Consider the following 22,427-nt stretch of genomic DNA (forward strand, 5'->3'; position numbering starts at 1 on the left):
TCTCCGTCGATTGAGAGGACCGCGTGAAGTACCGCACACTGGGACGGACCGGCATCCAGGTCAGCCCCTACTGCCTGGGGGCCATGATGTTCGGGGCCATCGGCAACCCCGACCACGACGACTCGATCCGGATCATCCACAAGGCTCTGGACTCGGGCATCAACTTCGTCGACACCGCCGACATGTACTCGAAGGGCGAGTCCGAGGAGATCGTCGGCAAGGCGCTCAAGGGCCGCCGCGACGACGTCGTCCTCGCGAGCAAGGTCTGGGCTCCGATGAGCGACGACCCGAATCACCGCGGCAGCTCCCGGCGTTGGATCATCGCCGAGGTCGAGAACTCCCTGCGCCGCCTGCAGACCGACCACCTGGACCTCTACCAGGTCCACCGGCCGGACCCGACGGCCGACGTGGAGGAGACCCTCTCGGCGCTGTCGGACCTGGTCCGCAGCGGCAAGGTGCGGGCGATCGGTTCCTCGTCTTTCCCGGCCTCGGACATCGTCGAGGCGCAGTGGGTCGCCGAACGGCGTGGCCTGCAGCGCTTCCGCACCGAGCAGCCCGCCTACTCGATCCTCAACCGCGGCATCGAGCGCGAGGTGCTGCCGGTCTGCCAGCAGTACGGGATCGGCGCGCTGGTCTGGAGCCCGATGGCCGGCGGCCTGCTCACCGGCCGGTACCGCAAGGGCCGGCCGGCGGACACGCACCGGGCCAAGTACGGCTTCAAGCACCTCAGCGACGAGCACCGGCTCGATGTCGTCGAGCAGTTGATCCCGCTCGCCGACAAGGCGGGTCTGCAGATGGCGCACCTGGCGATGGCCTTCGCGATCGCCCACCCCGGCGTGACCTCCGCGATCATCGGGCCCCGCACCATGGAACACCTCGACAACCTGCTGGCAGGCGCCGAGACCACCCTCGACGACGACCTGCTCGACCAGATCGACGCGATCGTCCCGCCCGGCACCGACATCGGCGCACTCGACCCGGCCTACACGCACCCGGCCCTGGAGCGCGCGAGCCTGCGCCGCCGACCGGCCGACGACCGCCGCGCCGCCTGACCGCCGCGCCGCCTGACCGCCGCGCCGACGAGCGCCGCGCCGCCTGAACGCCCCACGTGGAAGGTGAATCACTCATGGCAGGACAGCAGGACCTCAAGCTTCTGCAGCCGCACGACTACGAGGAGCTGTACCGGGACGGGAAGACCCAGCCGGGCGAGATCGGCGCCAGTCTCGACATGATCCCGTGGAACATCAAGGAGCCGCAGCCGGTCATCCGCGAGCTGGAGCAGGCCGGCGAGATCACCGGCCGCGTGCTGGACGCCGGGTGCGGACTCGGGGACAACGCGCTGTTCTTCGCCGAGCGCGGCTACCAGGTCACCGGGATCGACGTGTCCCCGAGCGTGATCGAGAAGAACCGGAACAAGGCCCGTGAGCGCGGGCTGAAGGCCGAGTTCGTCGTGGCCGACGCGACCACCATGGAGGGGGTCGTCGGCCCGTTCGACACGGTGGTGGACAGCGCGCTGATGCACTGCCTGTACGAAGAGGCGCAGCGCAGCTACATCTCCGCGGTTCACCGGATCTGCGAGCCCGGAGCGCGACTGCACCTGCTGTGCTTCTCGGACCGGCTGCCCGCGGAGATCCCGGCCTACCGGAACTCCGAGGAGTACCTGCGCGAGACCTTCAGCGACGGGTGGACGATCCACCGGCTGGAGCGCCGGGGATACGCCACGACGTTCACCAAGGAGAAGGTCCGCAGCCTCCTGGAGAAGGGCGGCTCCGCGATGGACCTCAGCACCCTCGACATCGACGACGAGGGCCGGCTGCTGCTGCCGAGCTGGCAGCTGACCGCCGAACGGATCTGACGCGTCCGCATGCCGGACAAGATCGCTTGACTTAGATCGGTTACGATGTACACACTGGTTACGTCGTAACCGATCTAAAGGTGGAGTCATGAGCACCGGCACTACGCAGGACCGCGCCCAGACCGTCGCCCACGCGTTCGCGGACATGATGAACGGTCGCGACCCCGACGCGGTCGACGATTTCGTCGCCGAGGACTACATCAACCACAACTTCCACGTCGAGGACGGCCGCGAGGCGAACCGGGAGTTCTGGAGGACGTGGTTCGCCGCGTTCCCCGACACCGAGGTGACCCTGGACGACGTCCTGGTCGACGGCGACCGCGTCGCGGGCCGTTTCACCTACCGGGCCACGTTCCGGGGTCCGTTCCTGGGGATGCCGCCCACCGGCCGCCCGGTGGAGATGAACTCGATCGACATCTGGCGGGTCGTCGACGGGATGGCGGTCGAGCACTGGGACCAGATCGACGGTCAGGCGTTCTTCGCCCAACTCGCCGGCGAGACCAGTGAGAACGGCGAGAACGGCGACCAGTGACGTCTGACGGACAACTGACGCCGGCGCAGCGTCGGAGGGACCGGGAACGGGCCGCCGCGCGGGAGACGATCCTGTCCGCGGCCCGGGACCTGGCCCGCCGCGACGGGTGGGACGCGGTGACCATGCGCCGGCTCGCGGAGGAGATCGAGTACTCCGCGAACTTCGCCTACCGCTACTTCACCGGCCGCGACGACATCCTCCACGCCCTGGTACGCGAGGGGTTCGCCCGGCTCCGGGACGCCATGGCCACGGCCGGCCGACAGACCGGGCTCGACTCCGACGCTGGGGACGCAGCGGCTGCGGCCGCGGCATTGCGGCGTGCGGGGCATGCCTACCTCGACTTCGCCCTGACCGAACCCGACCTCTATCAGCTCATGTACGGCCTGGGCGGCGTGCGTGTGCCCGCCATCGACGCCTGGGCGGAGGGGCAGGCGGTCGGCGACCTCATGACCGACCTGCTCGCGACCGCGGGAGATCCTGATCCCGAGCAGCACGTCCTGCGGTTGTGGGCGACCGCCCACGGGCTGATCGCACTGCTGGTCGTCGGCCGCGTCGAAGTCGACGCCGATGGACTGCATGCGCTGTTCGAGGACGCACTGACCGACTGTCTCATCCACGTCCGGTAGCTCCTTCCACCGCTTACTGAGGAATCTTCGCCGGGCCGGAGGAGTGGGCGAGTGCTGACCGGGTGCAGCTGGTGGTTGAGGTGACGTCCTACGACGCTGATACCGACAAGCGTGACCGGGAGGAGAAGCCGTTTCACCCCGTGCGGCCGTTTCGGTGACCCTATGCTCGCCGGATGGAGACGAACGGGGCCGTGCGACCGTGTGAAGTCCTGGTTGCCGGGGCCTACTTCACGGACCTGGTGTTCCACGGACTGGGGCGGCCGGTGCTGCCGGGGACGGAGGTCTTCGCGGACGGCTTCGGTCTGGTGCCGGGCGGTGCGTACACGCTGGCGATGGCGCTGCACCGGCTCGGACGGCGGGTCGTGTGGAGTGCGGACTTCGGCACGGACCTGTTCAGTGCCCACGTGCTGTCCTGCGCCGAGCAGGAGGGGCTGGACGAGGCCGCCTTCCGTCGGCACCCGTTCCCGGTACGGAGTCTGACCGTCGCCCTGTCGTCCGGCGGAGACCGGGCGATGGTGAGCTTCCAGGACCCGATCGACCCCGAGCCGCTCGTCCCGCTGCTGCTGCGCTTCCGCCCCCGCGTTCTGATGCTTCCCCAACTGCGTTGGGATGAGGGGACGGTAGCGGCGCTCCGGGTTGCACGGCGCCTCGGCACGCTGGTGGTCATGGACTGCCACGACACGCCCGCGACCCTCGACGATCTGGCCGTCCGCGACGTGCTCGGGCTGGTCGACGTCTTCACGCCGAACGACGGCGAAGCCCTGCGACTGACCGGCGCCGACGACCTGGATGAGGCGATCGCGGCCCTCTGCCACCTGGTGCCCACCCTGGTGGTCACGCGCGGCGCGCACGGTGCCACCGCCGTCCGGGACGGCGAGCGCCTCGACGTCCCGATCGCGTCCCGGGCCGACGCCATCGACCCGACGGCGGCGGGTGACTGCTTCAACGCCGGTCTGGTGCACGGGCTTCTTCACGGCTGGAGCCTGTCCGACTGTCTTGCCGCCGCGTCGGTCTGCGGAGCTGCCGCGACCACCGGCCCCGGCTCCAGCGCGGCCCTGCGCGCCACGGAACTCGACCGCCACCTCGACCGGTCACCCCGGCGGTGATCACCAACATCAGGTGAATACTTCACCGCGCGTGGTGATCGTGTTACTGTCCGTTGCATGCCAAGGATTCTGGTCTCCGATCTGGACGGCACCTTGCTCGGCGGTACTCGCGACGACCGGCGTCGATTACGGGACGCCCTGGCCCGTCATGGCGAGCTGACCCTGGTCTTCGCCACCGGACGCGGACTGGCCTCCATCCGTGAGGTCCTTCGCGATCCGCTCGTCCCTCGGCCACGGTGGATCATCGCCGATGTCGGCGCCACCGTCATCGACGGCGCCGACCTCACCCCCGTCGACCCGATCCAGGAACAGCTGCGGGCCGGATGGCCGGGGGCGGAGCGGATCCGCGCCGCGCTGCGCCGTTTTCCCGAACTCGTCCACCAACACGGCGTAGTGCAAGACGGCCGCTGTTCCTACCACCTCGGCCCCGACGGGCTCACCGGGGAACTCACGGCAGCCGTCGAGACTCTCGGCTGCACGTGGGTGTACTCGGCGGGCCGCTACTTCGACGTCCTGCCGCCAGGAGCCTCCAAGGGGAACGCGCTTCGGGCGCTGGCCGAGAAGCTGGGTTGGCAGCCCGACTCGATCCTGGTCGCCGGAGACTCGCTCAACGACCTCTCGCTGTTCCGGACCGGCGCGCACGCAGTGGTCGTCGCAGGTGCCGAACCCGCACTGCTCACGGCTCTCGCCGATGACCCACGCGTGCACCGTCCCGGCCAGGCCGGCGCGGCAGGCATCCATGCGGCGCTGCGAGACCTCGGCTGGCTCAACTCCCGTCACGATCCCGGCCTCCGCCCGACCCACGGTCCCGGTCCCGGTCCCGCTCCCGGTTCTGAGCCCGGTTCTGAGCGGTCCGCAGGACGACACTCCCTCGTGGTGGCCTACCACCGACCGCCGCTGCACTGGAACGGCGAGAGTTGGCAGCCACCCACCAGCCCCAACGGCATCCTGCCCACCCTGACCAGCGCCTTCGCCGACGTCGGCGGCAGCCTGCAGGGCATCTGGGTCACCGCTCTGACCGGGCGCGACCAGCAGGCCCCGCTCCCGCGACCCGCCTCCCCGCCCCTGGCAACCGTGCCGGTGGACCCGGCCACCTGGAGCGGCTACTTCCACCGCACCTGCAAGGACGCGCTGTGGCCGATCCTGATGTCCGAGCCGGATCGTGCGGTCTTCGACGAGCGCTTCTGGGCCGACTACCGCACGGTCAACGACCGCTTCGCCCAGCACATCAGCGCTGAGGCCGCCCCGGGCGCCACGGTCTGGCTGCACGACTACAACCTGTGGCTCGTTCCCGGTCTGCTGCGTCGGATCCGACCCGACCTCAGAACCGGGCTCTTCCACCACACCCCGTTCCCTGCCCCGGAGACCTTCGCCGCCCTCCCGGTCGCCGCCGAACTGCGCTCCTCACTGGCCTGCCTCGACTGGGCCGGTTTCCACACCGACGATTTCGCCGCACACTTCCGTGGGGCCCTCGCCGGTCTGCCTCATCCGCCGCCGACCGCCGTCCACCCGCTCGGAATCGACCGGCCGGTCATCGAGAAGCTCGCCCGCCTCCGCGCCCCACACCGTCGAACGGCCACCGGCCACGTGGTGCTCTCGGTCGAACGCCTCGACTACGTCAAGGCCCCGATCCAGAAGGTCGACGCCATCGACCACCTGCTCACCCGCCGACCCGAACTGCGCGGCCGACTCACCTTCCGGCTCGTCTGCCCGCCGCCCGAGGCCGGCATCACCGCGTACGACACCACCCGTCGGCACCTCGAACAACGCGTGGGCGAGATCAACGCCCGGTGGCGGCAACGACATTGGCAACCGGTCGACTATCTGCCCCGCCGCCTGTCCAGCACCGAGGTCGTCGACGAGTACCTGACGGCCGACGTCCTCTGGATCACCTCGCTCCAGGACGGCATGAACCTCACCGCCAAGGAGTTCATCGCCGCCCGGAGCGCGCTTCCCCACGATCAGGTCGAACCGGGAGTCCTGGTCCTCTCCCGCCACGCCGGCGCTGCGACCGAGCTCGGAGAGGCTGCCCTGCTCACCGATCCCCACTCCATAGAAGACCTCAGCACCGTCCTGGGTCGAGCTCTCGACCTCGCCCCGATCGAACGTCGAGCCCGCATGAACCGGCTCTCCGAACTTCTCGGCCACGAGCGACCCGCCGACTGGGCGAACCGGATCCTCCGTGCGATCCGGAGCACCGGCAGTAACTGACGGAGAGTCAGCTCGGTTTCTCGGTCACCGCCGCACCTGCTACGGCAGGTAGTCGCTACACCCGTGCCGCAGGTCGGCCGCGCCGGTGGCCCGGGCGGGAGGTGAGTGTGCGGGCTCGGGGCAGGCCGGCGCAGGGAGTGGGGTGGGCGGGGTGGGGGATACGGACCGTGGGCAGGCGGCTGGTTTCGGTCATGCGGCTGTAGGCGTAGGCGGCGGACGTCATCGTCATGTGGTGGTGCCAGCCGAGGAAGGAGCGCCCCGCGAAGTCGCGCATCCCGAAGCCGTCGCCCAGGACTGTCATCGCGGCCCGGGTGCGCTCCAGATGGCGCAGCAGCGAGATGATCCGGTCCGCACCGGCCTCGGCCAGGCTGGTGAGGTAGTAGCGCCTGGCGTGGGGCTGTGTCTCCGGCATACCCGGCGTCCGCGGCTCGTGGGCCCAGAGCCGGTGCGGGAGTTCCGAGCCGGGCAGTCGGACCGGCACCGAGACGAGCATCGGCACGCCGCGCCGCGCGGGCCGGGCGGGCAGGAGGTCCACGGCCGCGCGCGCCGCCGCCGGGCGGCCCGGTGCCGTGACGGCGGCGAGGAGCTGGGTGGACGGGACGCGCACGACGTAGTCCACACCGCGCCCGGCCAGCTCGGCCGGCAGGCGGTCGGCGCAGGCCAGCTCGCACAGGTCGGCGACCAGGGGCGTCGTGGGCGACGCCGACTCGACGGGTCGGCGGTCCAACAGGTCGAGGACCTGCGCCAGTTCGGAGCGGCCGGACACCTCGTCGGGAATCCGGGCCCGCTGGAGTCGGTCCGCGTCCGTGCGCCAGCTCTCGTGCAGGAAGAGTTCCCAGTCCACCGGGATGCTGGACTCCTCGTTCGACAGGAACAACCCCAGCCCCACCTGGCAGTTGAGCGCGCGGCCGGCCTCCGGGACGTACCGGCGGTGCACCCCGACCGAGTGCTCGCCCCGCTTGGGGATGACGGCGGCGTCGATCGTCCAGGCGTCCGGCGGTTGCGCTGCCGCGACGGTGCGGGCCAACTCCCGGCGCACCGGCGCCCAGTCCCAGGGGCTGGCGTTGATGAACTGCTGCAGGCACTGCGACGCGGTGGGCGAACCCGGTACGGCCAGCGCCAGTTGGCGCAGCGACTTGCGACCGGACACGGTGAGCAGGCCGCGCAGGTAGACCTCGGCCCACTTGCGCTGGTCGGTGCGCGGCAGGACCGCGAACAGGTTCTCCGCGAAGGCGGTGACGTCCGGTCGGGATCGATGCGAGCGGTGCGTGGGCACGTGAGATCTCCCCAAGCTGGGTTCTTTCGTCAGGGGCGGACAGAAAAAGAATACATAACGTTCTGTATTTTTTTCAAGCCTGCGTCTGCCCCGGGGCACACCTCAGTCGCACAGGCTCGCCACCACGACGCTGTCGAACACCAGTTGGCCGTCCTGGGTCGCTGTCACCCGGACCACCGCGTCCTCTCCGGCGTCCTGCGACGGCAGTTGCATGGCGGTCACCATGCAGGGCAGGCCCGGCTCCGCCCGTGCGCGGAAGGCGCTGCGGATGTCGACCGGCAGGATCCGGTACGGCGCGCACACCGCCTGCGCCGCCTGCCGCGCGGCCTCCAGGAACAGCATCGGCGGAATCCGGTCGGCCGATGGGTCGTAGAGCACCGGGTGGGTGGGGTCGACACGTAGCTGCCAGGTGTACGTACCCGGCTCGGAGGGCCGCTTGCTCATGCCGAGCACCACGTCGTGCTCGTGCAGTCGGCCCACGACGACCGCGGGAACGGCTTCGGAGAGCTCGGGCAGGACGTCCGCCTCCGCGTCCGCCTCCGCGTCCGTGGGCGGCTCTGCGGGCGGCTCCAGGTTCCGCAGGACCAGGCGGCCCGTTCCGGCGAAGGTGTCGCCGCGCAGGAAGCCTGCCTCCAGCGTCATCGAGGCCAGCCGGCCCCGGTGGTGGCGGACGTCGCGGCAGGAGACCTCCAGGCTGACCTCGGCCGGGCGCTGCCCCAACAGGAGCGCGGCGGGCACCACTTCGACGTCCAGCGCTTCGATGGAGCAGGGGTGTCCGTCGGGCACCCCGTAGTAGAGGTGCCCGACGAGGGACGAGGCCTGTCGCAGCGTCTCGGCCATCAGCAGGGGATCGTGCCAACTACCGGCGAGCGGCGTGTAGAACGAGTGCCCACGCGGCCACTGGGCACCGAGGCGGAAGGTTTCTGCACCGAGCCGCTGCCAGTCGGTGATCAGCACCTCGGCGACCGCGGCGCGGTCGACGAGATGGCGGGGGGCGGTTCTGACGAAGGTCAGGCCGCCCTCCTCCGCTCCGTGCTGGGACGGCAGGAGAGCTCGCGGATGATCGGTCACGTGCACGCGGAACAGCCCTTCTTTCAGTCGGGGTGGAGCGGGTGACGCCGACCCGACAGGGGACGGAGCGGGCCTCAGGCGACGAGCTCCGCGAAGCGGCCGGCGTGGAACACCAGAGGGCCCGCCTCTTCGGCCAGGGCGCCCTCGGTGGCCTCGGCGATGACCAGGTCGTGGTCGCCGGCCGGGTGGACCTGGGTGATGCGGCAGTCCAGCCACGCCAGACCGTCGGGCGCGACGGGGTGCCCCGCGCGGGTGTGCGCCCAGTCCCGGCCGGAGAACCGGTCGGTGCCCCGCAGCGAGAACGTCCGGCACAGCTCCGCGTGGCGGTCGCCGAGGATCGTCACGGCGAAGCCGCCCGCGGCGCGGATGGCCGGCCAGGTGGTCGAGGTGTGCGCGGCGCACATCGCGACCAACTGCGGGTCGAGGGACACCGAGGTGAAGGAGTTGACGGCCATTCCCACGGGACCCTCGGGGGTCCGCGCGGTGATCAGCGCGACTCCCGTGGTGAACCGGCCCAGAATGTCTCGGAACGAGCGCTGGTCGAGTTGGCCGAGTTGGTCGAGATGGTCCATCTGATCCAGTTGGTCCAGCATCAGTTCTTCCGCTCTCCTGCCCTGATCCGGCTTGCCCTGATCCGGCACCGCCGTCGGGCGACGTGGTCGACGTGATGGGTGTGACGTGATGGGGCGTGGCGTGGGTGGGGTGTGGTGGGGTTGCTGCCCGGCGGTGGGGCCGGCTCGTCGGCCGGCCCCGGCCCGCCCGGACGTGGTCGGGCTCGTCCGAGCGCCCTGCTGCCAGGTCGCCCGGTGCCCGCCGCGGTCACTTCTGACGGCTGGCGATGGCCCAGTCCACGGCCTCCTGCGGACGCGCCGCCGAGCCGTTGATCTGCGGCGCGACGTAGCGCGCCAGCAGCTCCATGCTGCGGTTGGTCTTCTCCCACGAGCACCAGTCGGCGACGTAGACCAGCAGGGAGCCGAAGCCGCCGGTGATCTCCTGCATCCGGCGGATGCCCTCCACCACGTCCTCCACCGAGCCGACCAGTGCGCCGCCCGCCTCGACCCGGGCCTCCAGCGCCCTGGAACGCGGCGTGTGCTCGTCGATGACGTCGCGGCCCGCGGCCTTGCCGAAGTACTCGAACAGCCAGCGGTCGTAACCCTCGCGGACGTCGTTGTACGCCTCCTCGCGGGTCTCGGCGACGTGGACGGGCAGGGCGATACGCCACTTGTCGCGGTCCAGCGTCTGGTTGTGCTCTGCCGCGGCCTCCTCGGCGTACTTCCACTGGTGCGCCAGGCCGATGTGGGCCGGGGCGCCCGGGGTCATCAGCGCGAACGGCAGCGCGAAAGAGGTCATGCTCAGGCCGTAACGGCCGATCAGGCGCGGGCTGGACTGCGAGGTCCCGGAGGTCGCCACGGCGACCTCGATGCCCTGCGGGCTGAACCGCGGCAGCTGGAGCTTGGCGGCGTTGAGCTCGAACCAGTCGGTGCTCTGCGTGATCCGCTCGTCGCCGTTGACCAGCTCCAGCACGGTCGGCAGAGCCTCCTCCAGACGGCGCCGCTGCACCGGCTGCTCCAGGCCGAACATCTTCGCGTCGAACGGGACGCCGGGGCCGACGCCCAGGATGTACCGGCCACGGGTGAGGTGGTCCAGGTGCACCGCGCGGCTGGCGACGTGGAAGGGGTGGTGGCCGGACAGCGGAACCACGCCGTGGGCCAGCTTGATCTGGCGGGTGCGCTGGGACGCGGCGGCTATCAGGGTCTCCGGCGCGCCCACCAGGCCCCAGCCCAGCGTGTGGTGCTCACCGAACCATGCCTCGTCGAAGTTGAGCTCGTCGACGTACTCGACCAGGTCGAGGTTGCGGCGGATCGCCAGGTGCGGGTCCTGGCCGGTCTCGTGGACGGGCGAGAGGAAAATACCGATACGGCTGTGCACAGCTGTCCTCCATGACTCACATGACGCAACAGGATGGGTGGTGCGGGGGATCGCCCGACGGGGCGGAAGACATGCGGGATCGCCCGACGGGCGGAAAACGCGCGGGGGTTGGGACGCGCGCGGGGTACTGACGCGCGGGGGGTACTGACGCGCAGGGGTACTGACCTGTGGGGGGTTCAGACCTGTGAGGGTTCACACCTCTGGCAGGTTCCGACCCGTGGCGGTCCGGAAGGGAGCCGGCCGGTCAGCGCACGCGGTAGACGTCGTCCTTCAGGTCGCGCACCCGGAGGTACTCGGCGGTGAGCCGCTCCTCGTCCGGGGCCGTCAGATACACGCGCAGCGAGCTGGTCAGCAGGTCGACGGTGGGCCGGATGCGGGAGCCGGGCGCGAGCTTGACGGCGACGCGGTGGACGCTGCCGAGCCCGGAGATCCCCTCGACCACCGACGCTTCGACGGACTCGACGACACCGTCCAGCTCCGTCGGCGTGTTGTAGACCACGGCCGGCTGGACCCGGCGGTACGTCCGCCCGAGGTACTGCTCCCGGAACTCCTCCGGGCGCGTGTAGGCGAGCGCCGCGAGGGAGGCCTGGTTGTGGCCCAGGCACACGTCGTGGAAACCGGCGTCGATGTTGCCGTTCAGCCGGGTGCCGATCTCGACCAGGGTGGGGCCCTCGTCGGTCACGATCACCTCGGCGTGCGCGGGACCCCACCGCACGTCGAGCGCGGCCAACACCTCGTCGACGTAGGCGATCAGCGCCGGAACCGGATCGGTGTCCGCGTCCAGCAGGATGTCCCGGTTGTAGATGTTCTTGCCGGACAGCAGCAGCGTCTTCTCGTACTGCCACACGCCGCAGGCGTAGCTCCGGCCGTCGCTGCTGACGGTGTCGACGATGTACTCGGTGCCCTTGAGGTAGGACTGCACCAGGATCTCGGTGTTGGTCCCGCCGAAGATGTCCGGTACGGCCAGCACGGTCCCGGCGGCGCTGCGGACCTGCGCGGCGTCGTGGCAGATGTGGACGCCGTCGGACGCGGCCGAGCTCAGCGGCTTGACGACGACCGGGTAACTGCCGCGCTCCTCGGCCCAGGTGACGACCGCCTCGACGTCGCCGCTCTTGAACTGGTCGGCACAGCGCACACCCGCCCGGCGCAGGGCCTCGATCATCTCGTACTTGTCCCGGCGGGCCGGGGACAGGGCCGTTCCGTTGGACGGCACGCCCAGCGCCTCGCTGAGCCGGTCCGCCAGCATGACGGCGGACTCCTGGCCGGGGATGACGCAGACGGGGTGGTGCGGGCGGAGCTTGTCGGCCAGCACCTGCTCGTCACAGGAGACGATGTTCTCCGCGTACGCGCCGAGATCCGGCGCGAGCATGGAGGGGATCAGCTCGGGGGTGCTCTGCACGTGGAGCACCCGGGCGCCGAGCCGCCCGAACGCCTCGGGGTAGTAGTTCCCGGCGGAGTAGCCGTCGACGACGACCGCGACCGGCGGTTCGGTCAGACTGCTCATGTTGGTGTCCTTACCTTGGCACTCTGGGACCTTGGAACTCTGGGACTTCGAGACCTCTGAGACCTTGGAACTCTGGGACGAGACCTCTGGGACTTCGGGTGTCGCCGTCCTTCAGACCCCGGTGCGCGGGGTGTCGGCGACGAAGCGGGCCAGGCGGGCGATGCCGGTGCGGATGGCCTGCGGTTCGAGGTTGCTGACGCCGAGTCGGATGGCGCGTCGGCCGCCGCCGTCGAGGTGGAACATGCTCATGGGCGCCCAGCTGACGCCGTAGTCGCGCGCGGAGCGCTCCATGGCGGTGAGGTCGGCGTCGAAGTCGACCTCGACCACGACGAAGAAGCCGCCGTGCGGGGTGTTGAAGCGCACGCCGTGCTCGGCGTACCGCTCGGGCGGGAAGTGTTCAGCCAGCGCCTGCAGGGTGGCGTCGAGACGCTCCAGGTAGACCGCCGCCAGTTCACGGGTGGGCGTGGTCAGGTCGTAGTCGTGGTCGACGAGCATGCCGCCGATCACCGCCTGGGACAGAGACGAGGAGCCGACCGTGAACATGGCCTTGGCCTTGGACAGTTCCTGGGCGAGCGTGCGCTTGGTGCCCTCGGTTCCCTCCGCTCCCTGGGCTCCCTCGGCTCCCTCGATCTCCTGGTCGGCGATCAGGTAGCCCAGGCGGGCGCCGGGGAACGCGGACTTCGCGAACGAGCCGAGGTAGACGACCCGGCGCTGCTCGTCGAGCGACTTGAGGGTCGGCATCTTCTCGCCGTCCGGAGCGAACAGCCCGTAGGGGTTGTCCTCCAGGATGATCAGGTCCTCCTCGGCGGCCACCTCGAGGAGCCGGCGGCGGCTCTCCAGGGGCACCACCGTGCCCGAGGGGTTGGAGAAGTCCGGGACCAGATAGACCGCGACGGGACGCCGGCCCGCGGCGCGCACGGCGCGTGCCGCAGCTGCCACGTCCTCCGGGTCGAGTCCGTCCGGGCCCTCGGGAACCGGTCGGACCGGGATGTCCAGCATCCGGGCGGCGCCGCGGATGCCGACATACGCCGGGGATACGGCGAGCAGTACGTCGTCGGGGGAGGTGAACAGGCCGCGCAGGGCGACCAGGGTGGCCTCCTGGAAGCCGTGAGTGATCATGACAGCCTCAGGGCTGACGTCGATCCCCTCGTCGTGCTTCAGCATCCGGACGACCTCGTCCTGGATGAAGCCGTTGACGGGGCCGTACTGGAACATCAGACGGGTGATCCGCTGCTGCGGCACCCCCTGGTCCTCCAGGTGCTTGATGTAGCGGTCGATGTAGTACGACAGCTTCGACAGGTCGTGGTTGCCGTCGTGCGGGGCGCCGGAGGAGAACGACAGAGCCTCGGGGAACTTCATCGCGGTCTCGCTCAGGATCCGCATCGAGTCCATCTCCGGATCGACGATCCCGGCGTGCAGCCGGTCATGGTTCAGGGAGACGAGGCCGACGGGCTCGGTGTGCACGTGAGGTGACCCTCTCTCGTATCAAGTCGTATCGATGGGGCGGCGCGGGGCGCTCAGGCGGCGTGCTGCGTCGGCTGGTTGAGCGCCTCGATCCAGCTGCCCTTGCCGGGCGACCACTCGCGGACGCGGGTCCGGGCGACGATGCCGCCCTTCACGTACGGCTCCTCGGCCAGCAGCTGGTCGAGCTGCTCCCGGCCCTCGACGTCGTAGACCAGCAGGCCGGCGTTGACGTCGGCCAGCGGGCCGCCCAGCAGGAGGACGCCGCGCTCGGCCAGGTCGTACAGGTTGGCGGCGTGCGCCGGATGCAGCTCCTGGCGCCCTTCGCGGTCGACGCTGTACTCGAACTCCACTACGAACTTCGCCACGGGGGTTCCTTCCTGATGGTCTTGACGTTTAGGGAGTGGGGCGGGGCTCACATGTAGAGGCCGCCGTTGATGTCGATCACGGTGCCGGTGGAGTAGCCCGCGCTCTCGGAGCAGAGGTGCAGCACGCTGCCCGCGGCCTCGGCGACGGTCCCGTAGCGGCGCATCGGCAGCCGGGAGAGCACGCTCTTCTTGGACTCCGCGTCGCGGCGCTCGAAGGCACCGGCCACCCGGGCGGTGGCGATGGGCCCGTGGGCGACCACGTTGACGACGACCCCGCTGCCGGCGAGCTCGTACCCCATCTGCTTGGTCATCGCGAGGACCGCGCCCTTGGCGCCGACGTAGGCCGCGTTGTTGAAGTGGCTGTACGTACGGCCGCCCGCCGACGCGAAGTTGACGATGCGTCCGTATCCGGCGGTGGCCATGGCGGGGCCGACGACCTTGATGGCGATCCAGGTGCTGAGCACGTTCTCCAGGAAGGTCTGGTCGAAGTGCTCCTGGGTCAGGTCGGCGTAGTTGATGATGCGGGTGTCGCCGCCCACGCCGTTGACCAGGATGCCGATCTCGTGCCGGGCGACGATGTCGGTCAACTGCCGCTCGGCGGCGCGGAGGTCGGTGATGTCGCCGACGACCGTCTCGACCTTGGTGTGCTCGGCGAGTCGGGCCGCCAGCTCCTCGAGGGCCGCCTCGTCGCGGTCGAACAGGACCAGCGTGTGCCCTTCCTCGGCGAGGCCGAGGGCCACTTCGCTGAGGATGCCGCCGGCGGCGCCGATCAGCAGTGCGGTGCGTGGGGTGGGTGCGGTGCGTGCGGTCATGACTCTGCTCCCTGGGAGGACTGCGGGGACGTGAGGGTGAGTTCGGCCTCCGGGCCCGGCTTCGCCAGGTCGTCTGCGAGCGCGAAGCCCGGGAGGCGGGTGATGAAGAAGAAGGCGAGCGCGACGACGGCCCCGAGGAGGAAGGTGGCGGACCACAGGGAGCCGTAGCCGTAGGAGTTCGCCACGGCCAGCCCCGCCGGGCCGCCCACCACGAAGGCGGCGTTCCAGGCGAAGAAGTACGACCCCTGGTAGGTGCTGGCCCGCCCGGCCGGAGACCGGTTGGCGATGAACGTCGCCGACATGGGCGCCCACACCACCTCGCCCAGCGTCCACACCACGGTCGCGACGATGAAGCCGGTCATGCCGTGGGCGAAGGCGTTGAGACCGAAGCCGATGGCCCACAGCGCGCTCGCCAGGATCAGCGGCACATGGTCGGGCAGCCCCTTGACGAGCCTGGGGGAGAGGGGCAGCAGGGCGACGGAGAGGACCGCGTTGACGGCCAGCACGAATCCGATGCCGCCCGGGCTCAGTCCCGCGTCCCGCATGTCCAGCGGCAGCGCCGAGTTGACCTGGAGGTAGATGCAGGCCAGCAGGAAGGTCAGGGTGAGGAAGGCGACCAGCACCGGCGAGTGGAAGGGCTCCGCGATGCCCTTCAGAGCGCTGCGCAGTGCGGACGATCCGCGTGGCCGGCCGGCCTGCCGCACCGCATCGGCGGGCAGCCGCCACACCAGGGCCGCGTAGATGACGCAGCACAGCGCCCAGATCCAGAACAGCGCGGGCGGGTACCAGGTCAGCAGGACACCGGAGATGACGGGGCTCAGCGTCATGCCCACGTTGAAGCCCACCATGTAGAGGCTGTAGGCCTTCGCGAACTGGTCCTGCGGCACGAGTTCGGCGATCAGTCCGGCCCCGGCCGGCCGGTCCACCGCGGACAGGAAGCCGGCGACCAGGGACAGGGCGCAGGCCGCGTACAGGTTGGTGGTCAACCCCAGCGCCAGCGCGGTGACCGCGGTCAGCGGCTGGGCGGCGACGATGGTGCGCCGTGCACCGATCAGGTCGGCGACAGCCCCGCCGACGAGCCCCGACAGCACGATGCCGACGCCGAACAGGCCGACGATCAGCGGCGTCGTGTGCGCGTCGACGATGCTGTCCTGCTTCAGGTAGAGGATGAGGAACGCGGGCGCCAGGGTTCCGAGGCGGCTGAACGTCTGTCCGAACCAGAGGAGCCAGAACGCTTTGGGGAGCGCCATCGGTCACCAACCATTCGTCGCGGGTGTGCGTGGTGCGTGGCCCTGTAGGACCCGATGGCAAAACAATAGAGAACGATCGTTATTTTTCTTAGCCCGAGCGGAGAGGTGAACACAAGTTCGGCGAGTTGGTCAACGTGTACGGCAGTGTCGCGGCCAGCTCCACTGCGCCTGCCCCACTGGCGAGCACTCTCAACTTGCCTTGAAATACCGAAAGTTGGAGGGATGCTGCATCCCTTGCACCCGGTCGCACCGCGCTCAGGAACTCCGTCACCCGCCGGGCATGGCCGCCCAGGACGGTGTCCGTGCTCCCCTCGGAGGCGAACCGCACTCCGGTTGCGCCGGTCCGGTCGGCGACTGCCGCACGGATGAGGGTGTGCGGGAGCTGCTCGGGCCGCCAGGCGGCGTCGGCAGCCGTGACGGAAGCGGCGTAGGCGCGGGCGAGGTCGGTCGGCGAGCCGTCGCCGGTACACAACTGCGTGTACAGGGTGGCCGTACAGCACCCGATGCCGGAGAGCCGGGTGCTCTCGGCGTAGCGCCGCCGCAGCGACCGGGCGGTGAGCACCTCGACCCGCTCGTCGCCAGCCGCGCGGGCCGACCCGGTGGCCGCCAGGGCCACGAGGAGCTGGTCCACCGTGATCCGCCGGGCCAGGCACCAGCTCTTGAGCCCGGCGTGCTGACGGGGCGACAGGGACAGTTGCCACAGCCCGTTCCCGAGCGTCTCGCCCCGGGCCGCTGCTCTTTCGGCCCTCTCCGCCTTCTCCGCGCTCTCCGACGGCGCGGACCCCGCGGCGAAGGGCCACGGCACGACCGGACCGGCCGTCACGGCCGACGCCCGGTAGGTCAAATCGTCCTGGTCCGGCACGAGTTGCTCGGTGAAGCGATGCGGCCCCAGGCGCCCGTCCTCCTCCCCGAACAACAGGTCGAGCAGGACGCGCACGAGTCGTCCGACCGTGTGGACATCACTGATCGCGGGATGACAGGTGAGGTAGAAGTGGGTCACGCACTCGCGCCGGGCATGGACGATCCGCAGCCGCCACAGCGGCCCGGACGGCGGCAGGACGATCCCGATCTCCTCGGCCAGCAACTGCTCCGGCGTCCGCTCGGGTCCGAGTTCCTCCTGCCTCGCCCGGCCCGGCGCGTCGTCGCCGCTGTGCCGGAACCACAGGTCGTCGCCCTCCTCGCCGATGCGCAGCGACAGCGCGGGGAACCGCTGCGCCCATCGGGCCACCACCTGGTCCAGGTACTGGGCGCCGAACGCCGCCAGGACCGTGACCCGGGTGGTGACCTGGCCGGCTCCCTCCGCGAGGAGGTGCGCCCAGGCCTGCTCCGCCTCGATGGAGCCGAGCCTGCGCACCGGCCGGGCTGCGGTCACCGGTCGACCGGGCCCGCCGCCGCGGCCCGGGGCCAGTCGACCGTGTTCGACACGACGACGCCGTGCTCGAAGAAGTCGAGCGTGACGCGGTCGCCGTCCGCGATCCGGAAGCCGCCGTGGAAGCTGCTGCGGTCGGCCCCGAGGTACACGTAGTGCACCCGGCCCGGATACCGCAGCGCCCGGTGGGCGAAGAGCGCCGGGAGGATGTCCGCGATCCGGTAGTGCATGGCGTCGGTGCCGGTGGTGAAGTCGGCCCGCCAGGCCTCGCGCCCCTCCCGCTCGATCGTCACCTCGCCGGTCACCGAGGCGGGCGGCGGACCCAGGAAGAGCCACGGCGCCACTGCCGCGTCACAGAGCTTGGCGTACGACAGGTGCCCGTTGTGCTGCCGGAACCGGCCGATGTCGGTCAGGTCGTTGCCGAACGTGTACCCCGCGTACCGGACGTCGCCCGCCTCGTCGGTGACGTACACGAGGACGACCTCGGCCTCCTCGGTGACGGTCACCGCGCCTGCCGGTACCGAGAGTTCGTCGCCGGACACCTTCAGCACGTCGCCGAGTCCCTTGAGGAACCAGTTCGGCTGGGCCTGCGTGGTGGCGTCGACCTTGACGTTGTGGGTCTGCATGAAACCGCTGACCATCGCGTCGCCCACCGAGGCGGGCAGCAGCGGGGGACGCATCGTCACCTGGGCGCGTTCCTCGGCCGGCACGACGACGGGGTCCTTGCCCGCGGTGAGCGCCGCCGCGAGTGCGGCGCCGTCACCGGCCGCCGCGGTCACGGCGGCGTGCAGGTCCGCGTCCTTGAGTGGATACAGGTGCAGCGGGTCGCCGGGGCCGGGCATCCCGAAGCCGAAGTGGTGCTCACCGCGGTGGACGCACTCGAAGAAGGGGGTCATGGGATCTCCAGGGAAGCTTGTATGTACGGGAGTTGAGCAGGGGCGGTCAGAACTGGCCGATCAGGGCGGACCGATCAGGGCGGACCGATCAGGGCGGACCGATCAGGGCGGACGGGGTCAGCGGGCGGCCGGGGTCGCGTCCTGCCAGCCGGTCCGGCTGCCGGTGAACCGCAGGACGGCCCAGCGGTCGGCGTCCTCGTTGAGGGACATGGCGAGACCGGGGCCCGCGGCCGGGGCGATGGTGTTCGTGCGCCGGTCCACCGCCGGCGGGGGTGCGACGATCATGTCGGGGAAGAACCGGTCCGACTGTCCCGCTTCGACGGTCATGGCGTCGCGGTTGCCGAAGGCCAGCGCCCGGCCGGCGTTGATCAACGGGCCGACCTCGGCGACCTGGACCCCGATCTGGAAGCCGAGCCCGTGCGCGCGGGCGAAGTCGACGAGCCGGGCGGCGCGCAACAGGCCGCCGTTCTTGGCGATCCGCACATTGAGCGCGTCGCAGGCCCCGGCCGCCACCGCGTCGCGGGCGTCGTCCAGGGTGCAGACCGACTCGTCGAGCATGATGCCGAGGCCCGACTCCCGGCGCAGGGCGCGCAGGCTCGCCCAGTCACGCTTCGGCAGCGGCTCCTCGATGAGGGTCGCACCGCACTCGCCCAGCCGACGGGCCCTGCTCGCCGCGTTCGCGGGCGTCCAGCTCATGTTGGCGTCGACCATGACGGGGACGCCGTCACCGACGTGGTCCCGGATGGCGCGTACGGTACGGGCGTCGCGGTCGATGTCGTCGGACGCCTTGATCTTCACGAAGTGGAACGGCCCCCGGGACGCGAGGAACTCCTCAACGCCGATGCTCAGATCGAGCACCTGCGAGACGGCCAGCCGTTCGCCGTCCTGACCACCCTTCTCCCGCTCAGCGCCGATCAACTGCCGGGCGGTCAGGCCCAGTCGGTGTCCCAGCAGGTCGAGGACGGCGGTTTCCAGCAGGCACACCAGGTTGTTGCCGCCGTCGATCCCGAAGGTCCCGGCGAACCCCTCCGCGCGCAGCTGTCGCAGCAGGTCGGCCGGGTGCGTCCGGGCGATCCGGGCCAGCAGCGCGTCCATCGGCACCTGCGACAGCGCCGCCACGACGCCGTCGCTCGTCTCCCCGGTGACGTAGGGCCGCGGAGCGCACTCCCCGACGCCGTACACCCCGTCGACGCCGATCCGCAGCACCAGGCTGTCGGACGTACGGCGCCGGGCGGCGGGGTGGTCGAACGGGGTCGCCATGGGCAGCCTGACCCAGTACAGCACCGCCTCGGACACCGCATCCGACGTCGTGTCAGGTATCAACTCGGGTATCGCCTCGGGCATCGCCTCAGCCACCGCCTCAGCCGCCTCAGGCATCGCGGACCAGCCCCTGCAGCAGGGTGTGGGCCGACATCCAGTCGACCAGCTGGTCGGCGACGCCGGTGTAGAAGAGGTAGTGCTTGTCCGTCGGCAGCTTGGTGATCGTGCCGCGTCCGGACACCAGCGCGTCGAAGGCCTGGTGCGCGCTGTCCAGGTCGACGATGGGGTCCGTCATGCCGGAGACGAAGGTGAACGGCACCTCCGGAAGCGTCCGGGACGGTCGGCGATAGCGGCGCTCCAGCTCCAGCAGCGTCGCCCGGGAGCGCCGGGTGAGTGTGCGGACGGCCAGGTCGTCGTGGTCGATGAAGTGGCGGTACTTGGGGTCGTCGGTGAAGTCGGAGGACTTCAGGTCGGCGTCCCAGGGCTGGGTGCCGCGTTCTGCGGCCAGCGCGCGCAGCCCGTCCTCGTCCAGGGTGGCGTGCAGCTTGCCCAGCCAGGCCGAGCAGAAGACGGCGGCGTCGTAGCGGGTGTCGAAATCCGGGTGCTGCAGCAGCGCGGCCAGGAAGGAGCCGCCCAGGCAGTGGCCGAACAGCGAGAGCGGAACGCCCTCTCCGATCTCCGCGCGCACCTGTGCCACCGCGCGTATGTAGTCCTGCAGCAGCGTCTCGGCGTCCGGGAGGTCCTGGCGGTCGCCGGGGCTGATCCCGCTGCCGCGCCGGTCCAGGACGTAGAAGGCCACGTCGTTGTCCGCGAAGCGCGGGCCCACCTCCCAGGCCCACCCGGCGTGGCTCTGCAGCCCGTGGAAGTAGAAGACGGCGCCCTTGGTGCGCCCGCTCTGCGGTCGCCACACGTGCAGGGCCAGGCTGCCGGCGTCCGAGGGGACGTCGGTGATCTCACGGCGGGTGTTCTGCGGCGGCCTCTTGGTCTCGATCATGACGGGGTGTTTCCTTTCGGGAGGTGGGGTGAGGTTTCGAACAGTGCTCAGCGGCGGACGAGTTCGGCGACGAAGTCGATGTCCTTCTGGAAGGGCTTGTACTTGTACTGGGTGGCGTTGCCCTGCTGACGGCGCGCCTCGATGTGCGCCGAGATCGCGTCGCGCTCGACGGTGATCACCTCCAGACCGCCGAGCCGACCGCTGTCGCGCTTGGAGGCGTACTCGATGTTGATCACCTTGAGCGCCTCGTCCACCGCCGTCGACAGCCGCTGGTCCAGCTCGGCGCAGGGCTGCGGAGCCTCGCTGACCACGATGTAGCGCGGCAGGTCGCCCCACTGGGGACCGCAGAGGTACAGCCCGGTGTCCAGGCCGCCGGCCGCCATACCCTGCTGGATGGCGTCGGTCACCTGGGACTCGGTGATCTTCTCGCCGGTGAAGGAGTGGTAGACGCCGTCGCGGTGCACGAAGTGCAGCCAGGGGGTGCCGTCGACGATCCGGTCGATGCGGTAGACGTCTCCGGTCCACAGTCGGTAGAGGCCGTTCCCCTGGGTCATGATGAGGTGGTAGTCGCGGCCGACCTCGACCTGGTCGATCAGCAGGGTGTCGACCGGTTCACCCCGCTCGATCAGGTCGCCGAGCGGTACCTCGGCGGGCACGAACTCGAAGAACGCCTGTCCCACGGCGAGCGGTTGGCTGTCCAGCGAGTCGTCGACCGGAATGGTGGTGACACCCTCCGTGCCGCAGCTCATGAACGGCATCTTGGCCACGCCGGGCAGCACCGCCTCCAGCTTGGCCTTGTACAGCTGGGCCGAGGACGACAGCCAGCAGCTGTACAGCGTCAGCGAGGGCCAGACGTCCTTGAGGCTGAACTCGCCCTGTGCGAGGACCGATTCGAGATGCCGCGCCGCCTGCTCGTCCGGCTCGGTGTACGGCACGCCCTCCAGCGTGCCCTCGCGCAGGTCGCGTACCAGCGCCGGGCCGTGCTCGGCGATCAGGTCCCGCATCGACACCAGCGTGCTCGGGTTGATCGCGGAGATGAAGTGCAGGTCCTTGCCGACGAGATGACGGGCCCGGTGGTACATCCGGGCGGCGTGCCCGGCGGGCGCGTCGGGGCCCAGCCACGGCGACTCGTACCACGGCGGGTTCCAGTCCAGGGTGTTGATCTGCGGGTGCCGGTTGCTGATCGCCTGGTGCTGCACCCCGTGCACGAAGTCGTACACGTCCTCGCGGGTGGTCTGGGTGTCCAGCGTCGCGTACGGGTGGGCGAGGAGCTCGGGGTGGTGCTCCAGGTAGGTGCCCCACATCGCCTTGATCGCCGGCACCCGGTACGTGAGCAGCCAGTGCAGGGTGTACGGCACCTGCTTGGGTACGCCGGTCGTGCCGCTGGTCTTGAGCCAGCGCAGCACCGGGCTGCACGAGAGCACGCCGCCCTTGGTCCGGGTCTCCCGGTCGATCTCGGCGGCGAAGTCGTTGTACCGCATCACCGGCAGCACCGCGCGGAAGGAGTCGAGGTCGGCGGCCACCGTGTCGTAGCCCCGCTCCTTCCAGTGCAGGGAGCCGGCGCAGAGCTGGACGATGTCCGCGAGGACCCTGCGCTGCGTGGTCTGCGGGTCCTTCAGTTCGAGCAGCAAATCCTCGCGGGCCTGGCGGCACTCGTCGAGGAAGGCCGCTCGGCGGGCGTGCCAGGTGTCCTGCCAACGGCGTGCGTCGTGTGCGTCCATGGACGTGACTCCTCATCATGAAAAATGCTGTTAAAACGCCTTTCCGAGGGCAGGGCTGTCCCCGGAAACGGGGTCGGGGGGGGGGGGGGGGGGGCGCCGCCCCCCCCCCCCCCCCGGGGGGGGGGGGGGGGTGTGGGGGCGGCCGCGGCCCCCCCCCCGCCGCCGCGCGGGCCCCGGGCCGCCCGG

General features: G+C 70.5%; 20 protein-coding genes and 1 pseudogene. 7 read left to right on the plus strand and 14 right to left on the minus strand.

Annotated elements, in window-relative coordinates:
* Positions 1-23 precede the first annotated feature (23 nt).
* The 7 genes and pseudogenes from ABH940_RS27955 to ABH940_RS27985 all read left to right on the plus strand — a co-directional run bounded on the left by ABH940_RS27955 (position 24) and on the right by ABH940_RS27985 (position 6,330).
* Positions 24-1,052 carry an aldo/keto reductase gene (locus tag ABH940_RS27955; protein ID WP_370067241.1) on the plus strand — a complete coding sequence of 343 codons (1,029 nt, stop codon included), beginning with the start codon at positions 24-26 and terminating at the stop codon, positions 1,050-1,052.
* Positions 1,053-1,126: 74 nt separating this feature from the next.
* Positions 1,127-1,855 carry a class I SAM-dependent methyltransferase gene (locus ABH940_RS27960; protein ID WP_370067243.1) on the plus strand — a complete coding sequence of 243 codons (729 nt, stop codon included), beginning with the start codon at positions 1,127-1,129 and terminating at the stop codon, positions 1,853-1,855.
* Positions 1,856-1,943: 88 nt separating this feature from the next.
* Complete coding sequence (locus ABH940_RS27965; protein ID WP_370067245.1) at positions 1,944-2,387, plus strand: ester cyclase; 444 nt, start codon at positions 1,944-1,946, stop codon at positions 2,385-2,387.
* The gene (locus ABH940_RS27970; RefSeq protein WP_370106521.1) at positions 2,384-3,013 is read left to right on the plus strand and encodes a TetR/AcrR family transcriptional regulator; all 630 of its coding nucleotides are present in this window, start codon (positions 2,384-2,386) and stop codon (positions 3,011-3,013) included. The genes ABH940_RS27965 and ABH940_RS27970 overlap by 4 nt, the downstream gene beginning before the upstream one ends.
* Positions 3,014-3,039: 26 nt before the next feature.
* A pseudogene (locus ABH940_RS27975) lies at positions 3,040-3,144 on the plus strand (Uma2 family endonuclease); the annotation flags it as partial.
* A gap of 42 nt (positions 3,145-3,186) precedes the next feature.
* Positions 3,187-4,119, plus strand: coding sequence for a carbohydrate kinase family protein (locus tag ABH940_RS27980; RefSeq protein WP_370106522.1), 933 nt, complete (start codon positions 3,187-3,189; stop codon positions 4,117-4,119).
* 57 nt (positions 4,120-4,176) lie between these two features.
* Positions 4,177-6,330 (plus strand): HAD-IIB family hydrolase, encoded by a 2,154-nt coding sequence (locus tag ABH940_RS27985; RefSeq protein ID WP_370106523.1) that lies wholly within the window; start codon positions 4,177-4,179, stop codon positions 6,328-6,330.
* Between the two features lie 55 nt (positions 6,331-6,385).
* On the opposite strand, the gene ABH940_RS27990 is transcribed toward ABH940_RS27985, so the two are convergent.
* From ABH940_RS27990 to ABH940_RS28055, 14 genes are all read right to left on the minus strand, one after another.
* Positions 6,386-7,606: an IS701 family transposase gene (locus ABH940_RS27990; RefSeq protein ID WP_370067253.1), complete on the minus strand. Its 1,221-nt coding sequence runs from the start codon at positions 7,604-7,606 to the stop codon at positions 6,386-6,388.
* Positions 7,607-7,708: 102 nt separating this feature from the next.
* Entirely contained in the window at positions 7,709-8,683 is a 975-nt protein-coding gene (locus ABH940_RS27995) for a ScbA/BarX family gamma-butyrolactone biosynthesis protein (RefSeq protein WP_370106524.1), read from the minus strand.
* A gap of 68 nt (positions 8,684-8,751) precedes the next feature.
* Positions 8,752-9,270 (minus strand): flavin reductase family protein, encoded by a 519-nt coding sequence (locus tag ABH940_RS28000; protein WP_370106525.1) that lies wholly within the window; start codon positions 9,268-9,270, stop codon positions 8,752-8,754.
* 226 nt (positions 9,271-9,496) lie between these two features.
* The gene (locus ABH940_RS28005) at positions 9,497-10,606 is read right to left on the minus strand and encodes an LLM class flavin-dependent oxidoreductase (RefSeq protein WP_370067259.1); all 1,110 of its coding nucleotides are present in this window, start codon (positions 10,604-10,606) and stop codon (positions 9,497-9,499) included.
* Positions 10,607-10,850: 244 nt separating this feature from the next.
* Positions 10,851-12,110 carry an ATP-grasp domain-containing protein gene (locus tag ABH940_RS28010; RefSeq protein ID WP_370106526.1) on the minus strand — a complete coding sequence of 420 codons (1,260 nt, stop codon included), beginning with the start codon at positions 12,108-12,110 and terminating at the stop codon, positions 10,851-10,853.
* Positions 12,111-12,221: 111 nt separating this feature from the next.
* Positions 12,222-13,574, minus strand: coding sequence for a PLP-dependent aminotransferase family protein (locus ABH940_RS28015; RefSeq protein ID WP_370106527.1), 1,353 nt, complete (start codon positions 13,572-13,574; stop codon positions 12,222-12,224).
* Between the two features lie 53 nt (positions 13,575-13,627).
* Positions 13,628-13,939 (minus strand): YciI family protein, encoded by a 312-nt coding sequence (locus ABH940_RS28020; protein WP_370106528.1) that lies wholly within the window; start codon positions 13,937-13,939, stop codon positions 13,628-13,630.
* 47 nt (positions 13,940-13,986) lie between these two features.
* Entirely contained in the window at positions 13,987-14,751 is a 765-nt protein-coding gene (locus ABH940_RS28025; RefSeq protein ID WP_370067267.1) for an SDR family NAD(P)-dependent oxidoreductase, read from the minus strand.
* On the minus strand, positions 14,748-16,001 hold the full coding sequence (locus tag ABH940_RS28030; RefSeq protein ID WP_370106529.1) for an MFS transporter: 1,254 nt from the start codon (positions 15,999-16,001) through the stop codon (positions 14,748-14,750). Before ABH940_RS28030 ends, ABH940_RS28025 begins: the two co-directional genes overlap by 4 nt.
* Before the next feature lie 88 nt (positions 16,002-16,089).
* Positions 16,090-17,373 carry a hypothetical protein gene (locus tag ABH940_RS28035; RefSeq protein WP_370106530.1) on the minus strand — a complete coding sequence of 428 codons (1,284 nt, stop codon included), beginning with the start codon at positions 17,371-17,373 and terminating at the stop codon, positions 16,090-16,092.
* Entirely contained in the window at positions 17,370-18,266 is an 897-nt protein-coding gene (locus tag ABH940_RS28040) for an FAH family protein (RefSeq protein ID WP_370106531.1), read from the minus strand. Before ABH940_RS28040 ends, ABH940_RS28035 begins: the two co-directional genes overlap by 4 nt.
* A gap of 117 nt (positions 18,267-18,383) precedes the next feature.
* Positions 18,384-19,643 (minus strand): mandelate racemase/muconate lactonizing enzyme family protein, encoded by a 1,260-nt coding sequence (locus ABH940_RS28045; protein ID WP_370106532.1) that lies wholly within the window; start codon positions 19,641-19,643, stop codon positions 18,384-18,386.
* Positions 19,636-20,520, minus strand: coding sequence for an alpha/beta fold hydrolase (locus tag ABH940_RS28050; RefSeq protein ID WP_370106533.1), 885 nt, complete (start codon positions 20,518-20,520; stop codon positions 19,636-19,638). Before ABH940_RS28050 ends, ABH940_RS28045 begins: the two co-directional genes overlap by 8 nt.
* A 47-nt stretch (positions 20,521-20,567) precedes the next feature.
* Positions 20,568-22,241: a GH3 auxin-responsive promoter family protein gene (locus ABH940_RS28055; RefSeq protein WP_370106534.1), complete on the minus strand. Its 1,674-nt coding sequence runs from the start codon at positions 22,239-22,241 to the stop codon at positions 20,568-20,570.
* Positions 22,242-22,427: the final 186 nt, after the last annotated feature.

Origin of the sequence: Streptacidiphilus sp. BW17 (assembly GCF_041262485.1) — a bacterium.
Lineage (GTDB): Bacteria > Actinomycetota > Actinomycetes > Streptomycetales > Streptomycetaceae > Streptacidiphilus.

What these genes read in the sequence shown, in the direction of transcription:
- ABH940_RS27965 (WP_370067245.1), top strand. Translation starts at nt 1,944, where the DNA reads ATGAGCACCGGCACTACGCAGGACCGCGCCCAGACCGTCGCCCACGCG.
- ABH940_RS28030 (WP_370106529.1), bottom strand. Translation starts at nt 16,001, where the DNA reads ATGGCGCTCCCCAAAGCGTTCTGGCTCCTCTGGTTCGGACAGACGTTC.
- ABH940_RS28055 (WP_370106534.1), bottom strand. Translation starts at nt 22,241, where the DNA reads ATGGACGCACACGACGCACGCCGTTGGCAGGACACCTGGCACGCCCGC.
- ABH940_RS28000 (WP_370106525.1), bottom strand. Translation starts at nt 9,270, where the DNA reads ATGCTGGACCAACTGGATCAGATGGACCATCTCGACCAACTCGGCCAA.
- ABH940_RS28045 (WP_370106532.1), bottom strand. Translation starts at nt 19,643, where the DNA reads ATGCCTGAGGCGGCTGAGGCGGTGGCTGAGGCGATGCCCGAGGCGATA.
- ABH940_RS28010 (WP_370106526.1), bottom strand. Translation starts at nt 12,110, where the DNA reads ATGAGCAGTCTGACCGAACCGCCGGTCGCGGTCGTCGTCGACGGCTAC.
- ABH940_RS27960 (WP_370067243.1), top strand. Translation starts at nt 1,127, where the DNA reads ATGGCAGGACAGCAGGACCTCAAGCTTCTGCAGCCGCACGACTACGAG.
- ABH940_RS27985 (WP_370106523.1), top strand. Translation starts at nt 4,177, where the DNA reads ATGCCAAGGATTCTGGTCTCCGATCTGGACGGCACCTTGCTCGGCGGT.
- ABH940_RS27980 (WP_370106522.1), top strand. Translation starts at nt 3,187, where the DNA reads ATGGAGACGAACGGGGCCGTGCGACCGTGTGAAGTCCTGGTTGCCGGG.
- ABH940_RS28050 (WP_370106533.1), bottom strand. Translation starts at nt 20,520, where the DNA reads ATGATCGAGACCAAGAGGCCGCCGCAGAACACCCGCCGTGAGATCACC.
- ABH940_RS28040 (WP_370106531.1), bottom strand. Translation starts at nt 18,266, where the DNA reads ATGACCCCCTTCTTCGAGTGCGTCCACCGCGGTGAGCACCACTTCGGC.
- ABH940_RS28025 (WP_370067267.1), bottom strand. Translation starts at nt 14,751, where the DNA reads ATGACCGCACGCACCGCACCCACCCCACGCACCGCACTGCTGATCGGC.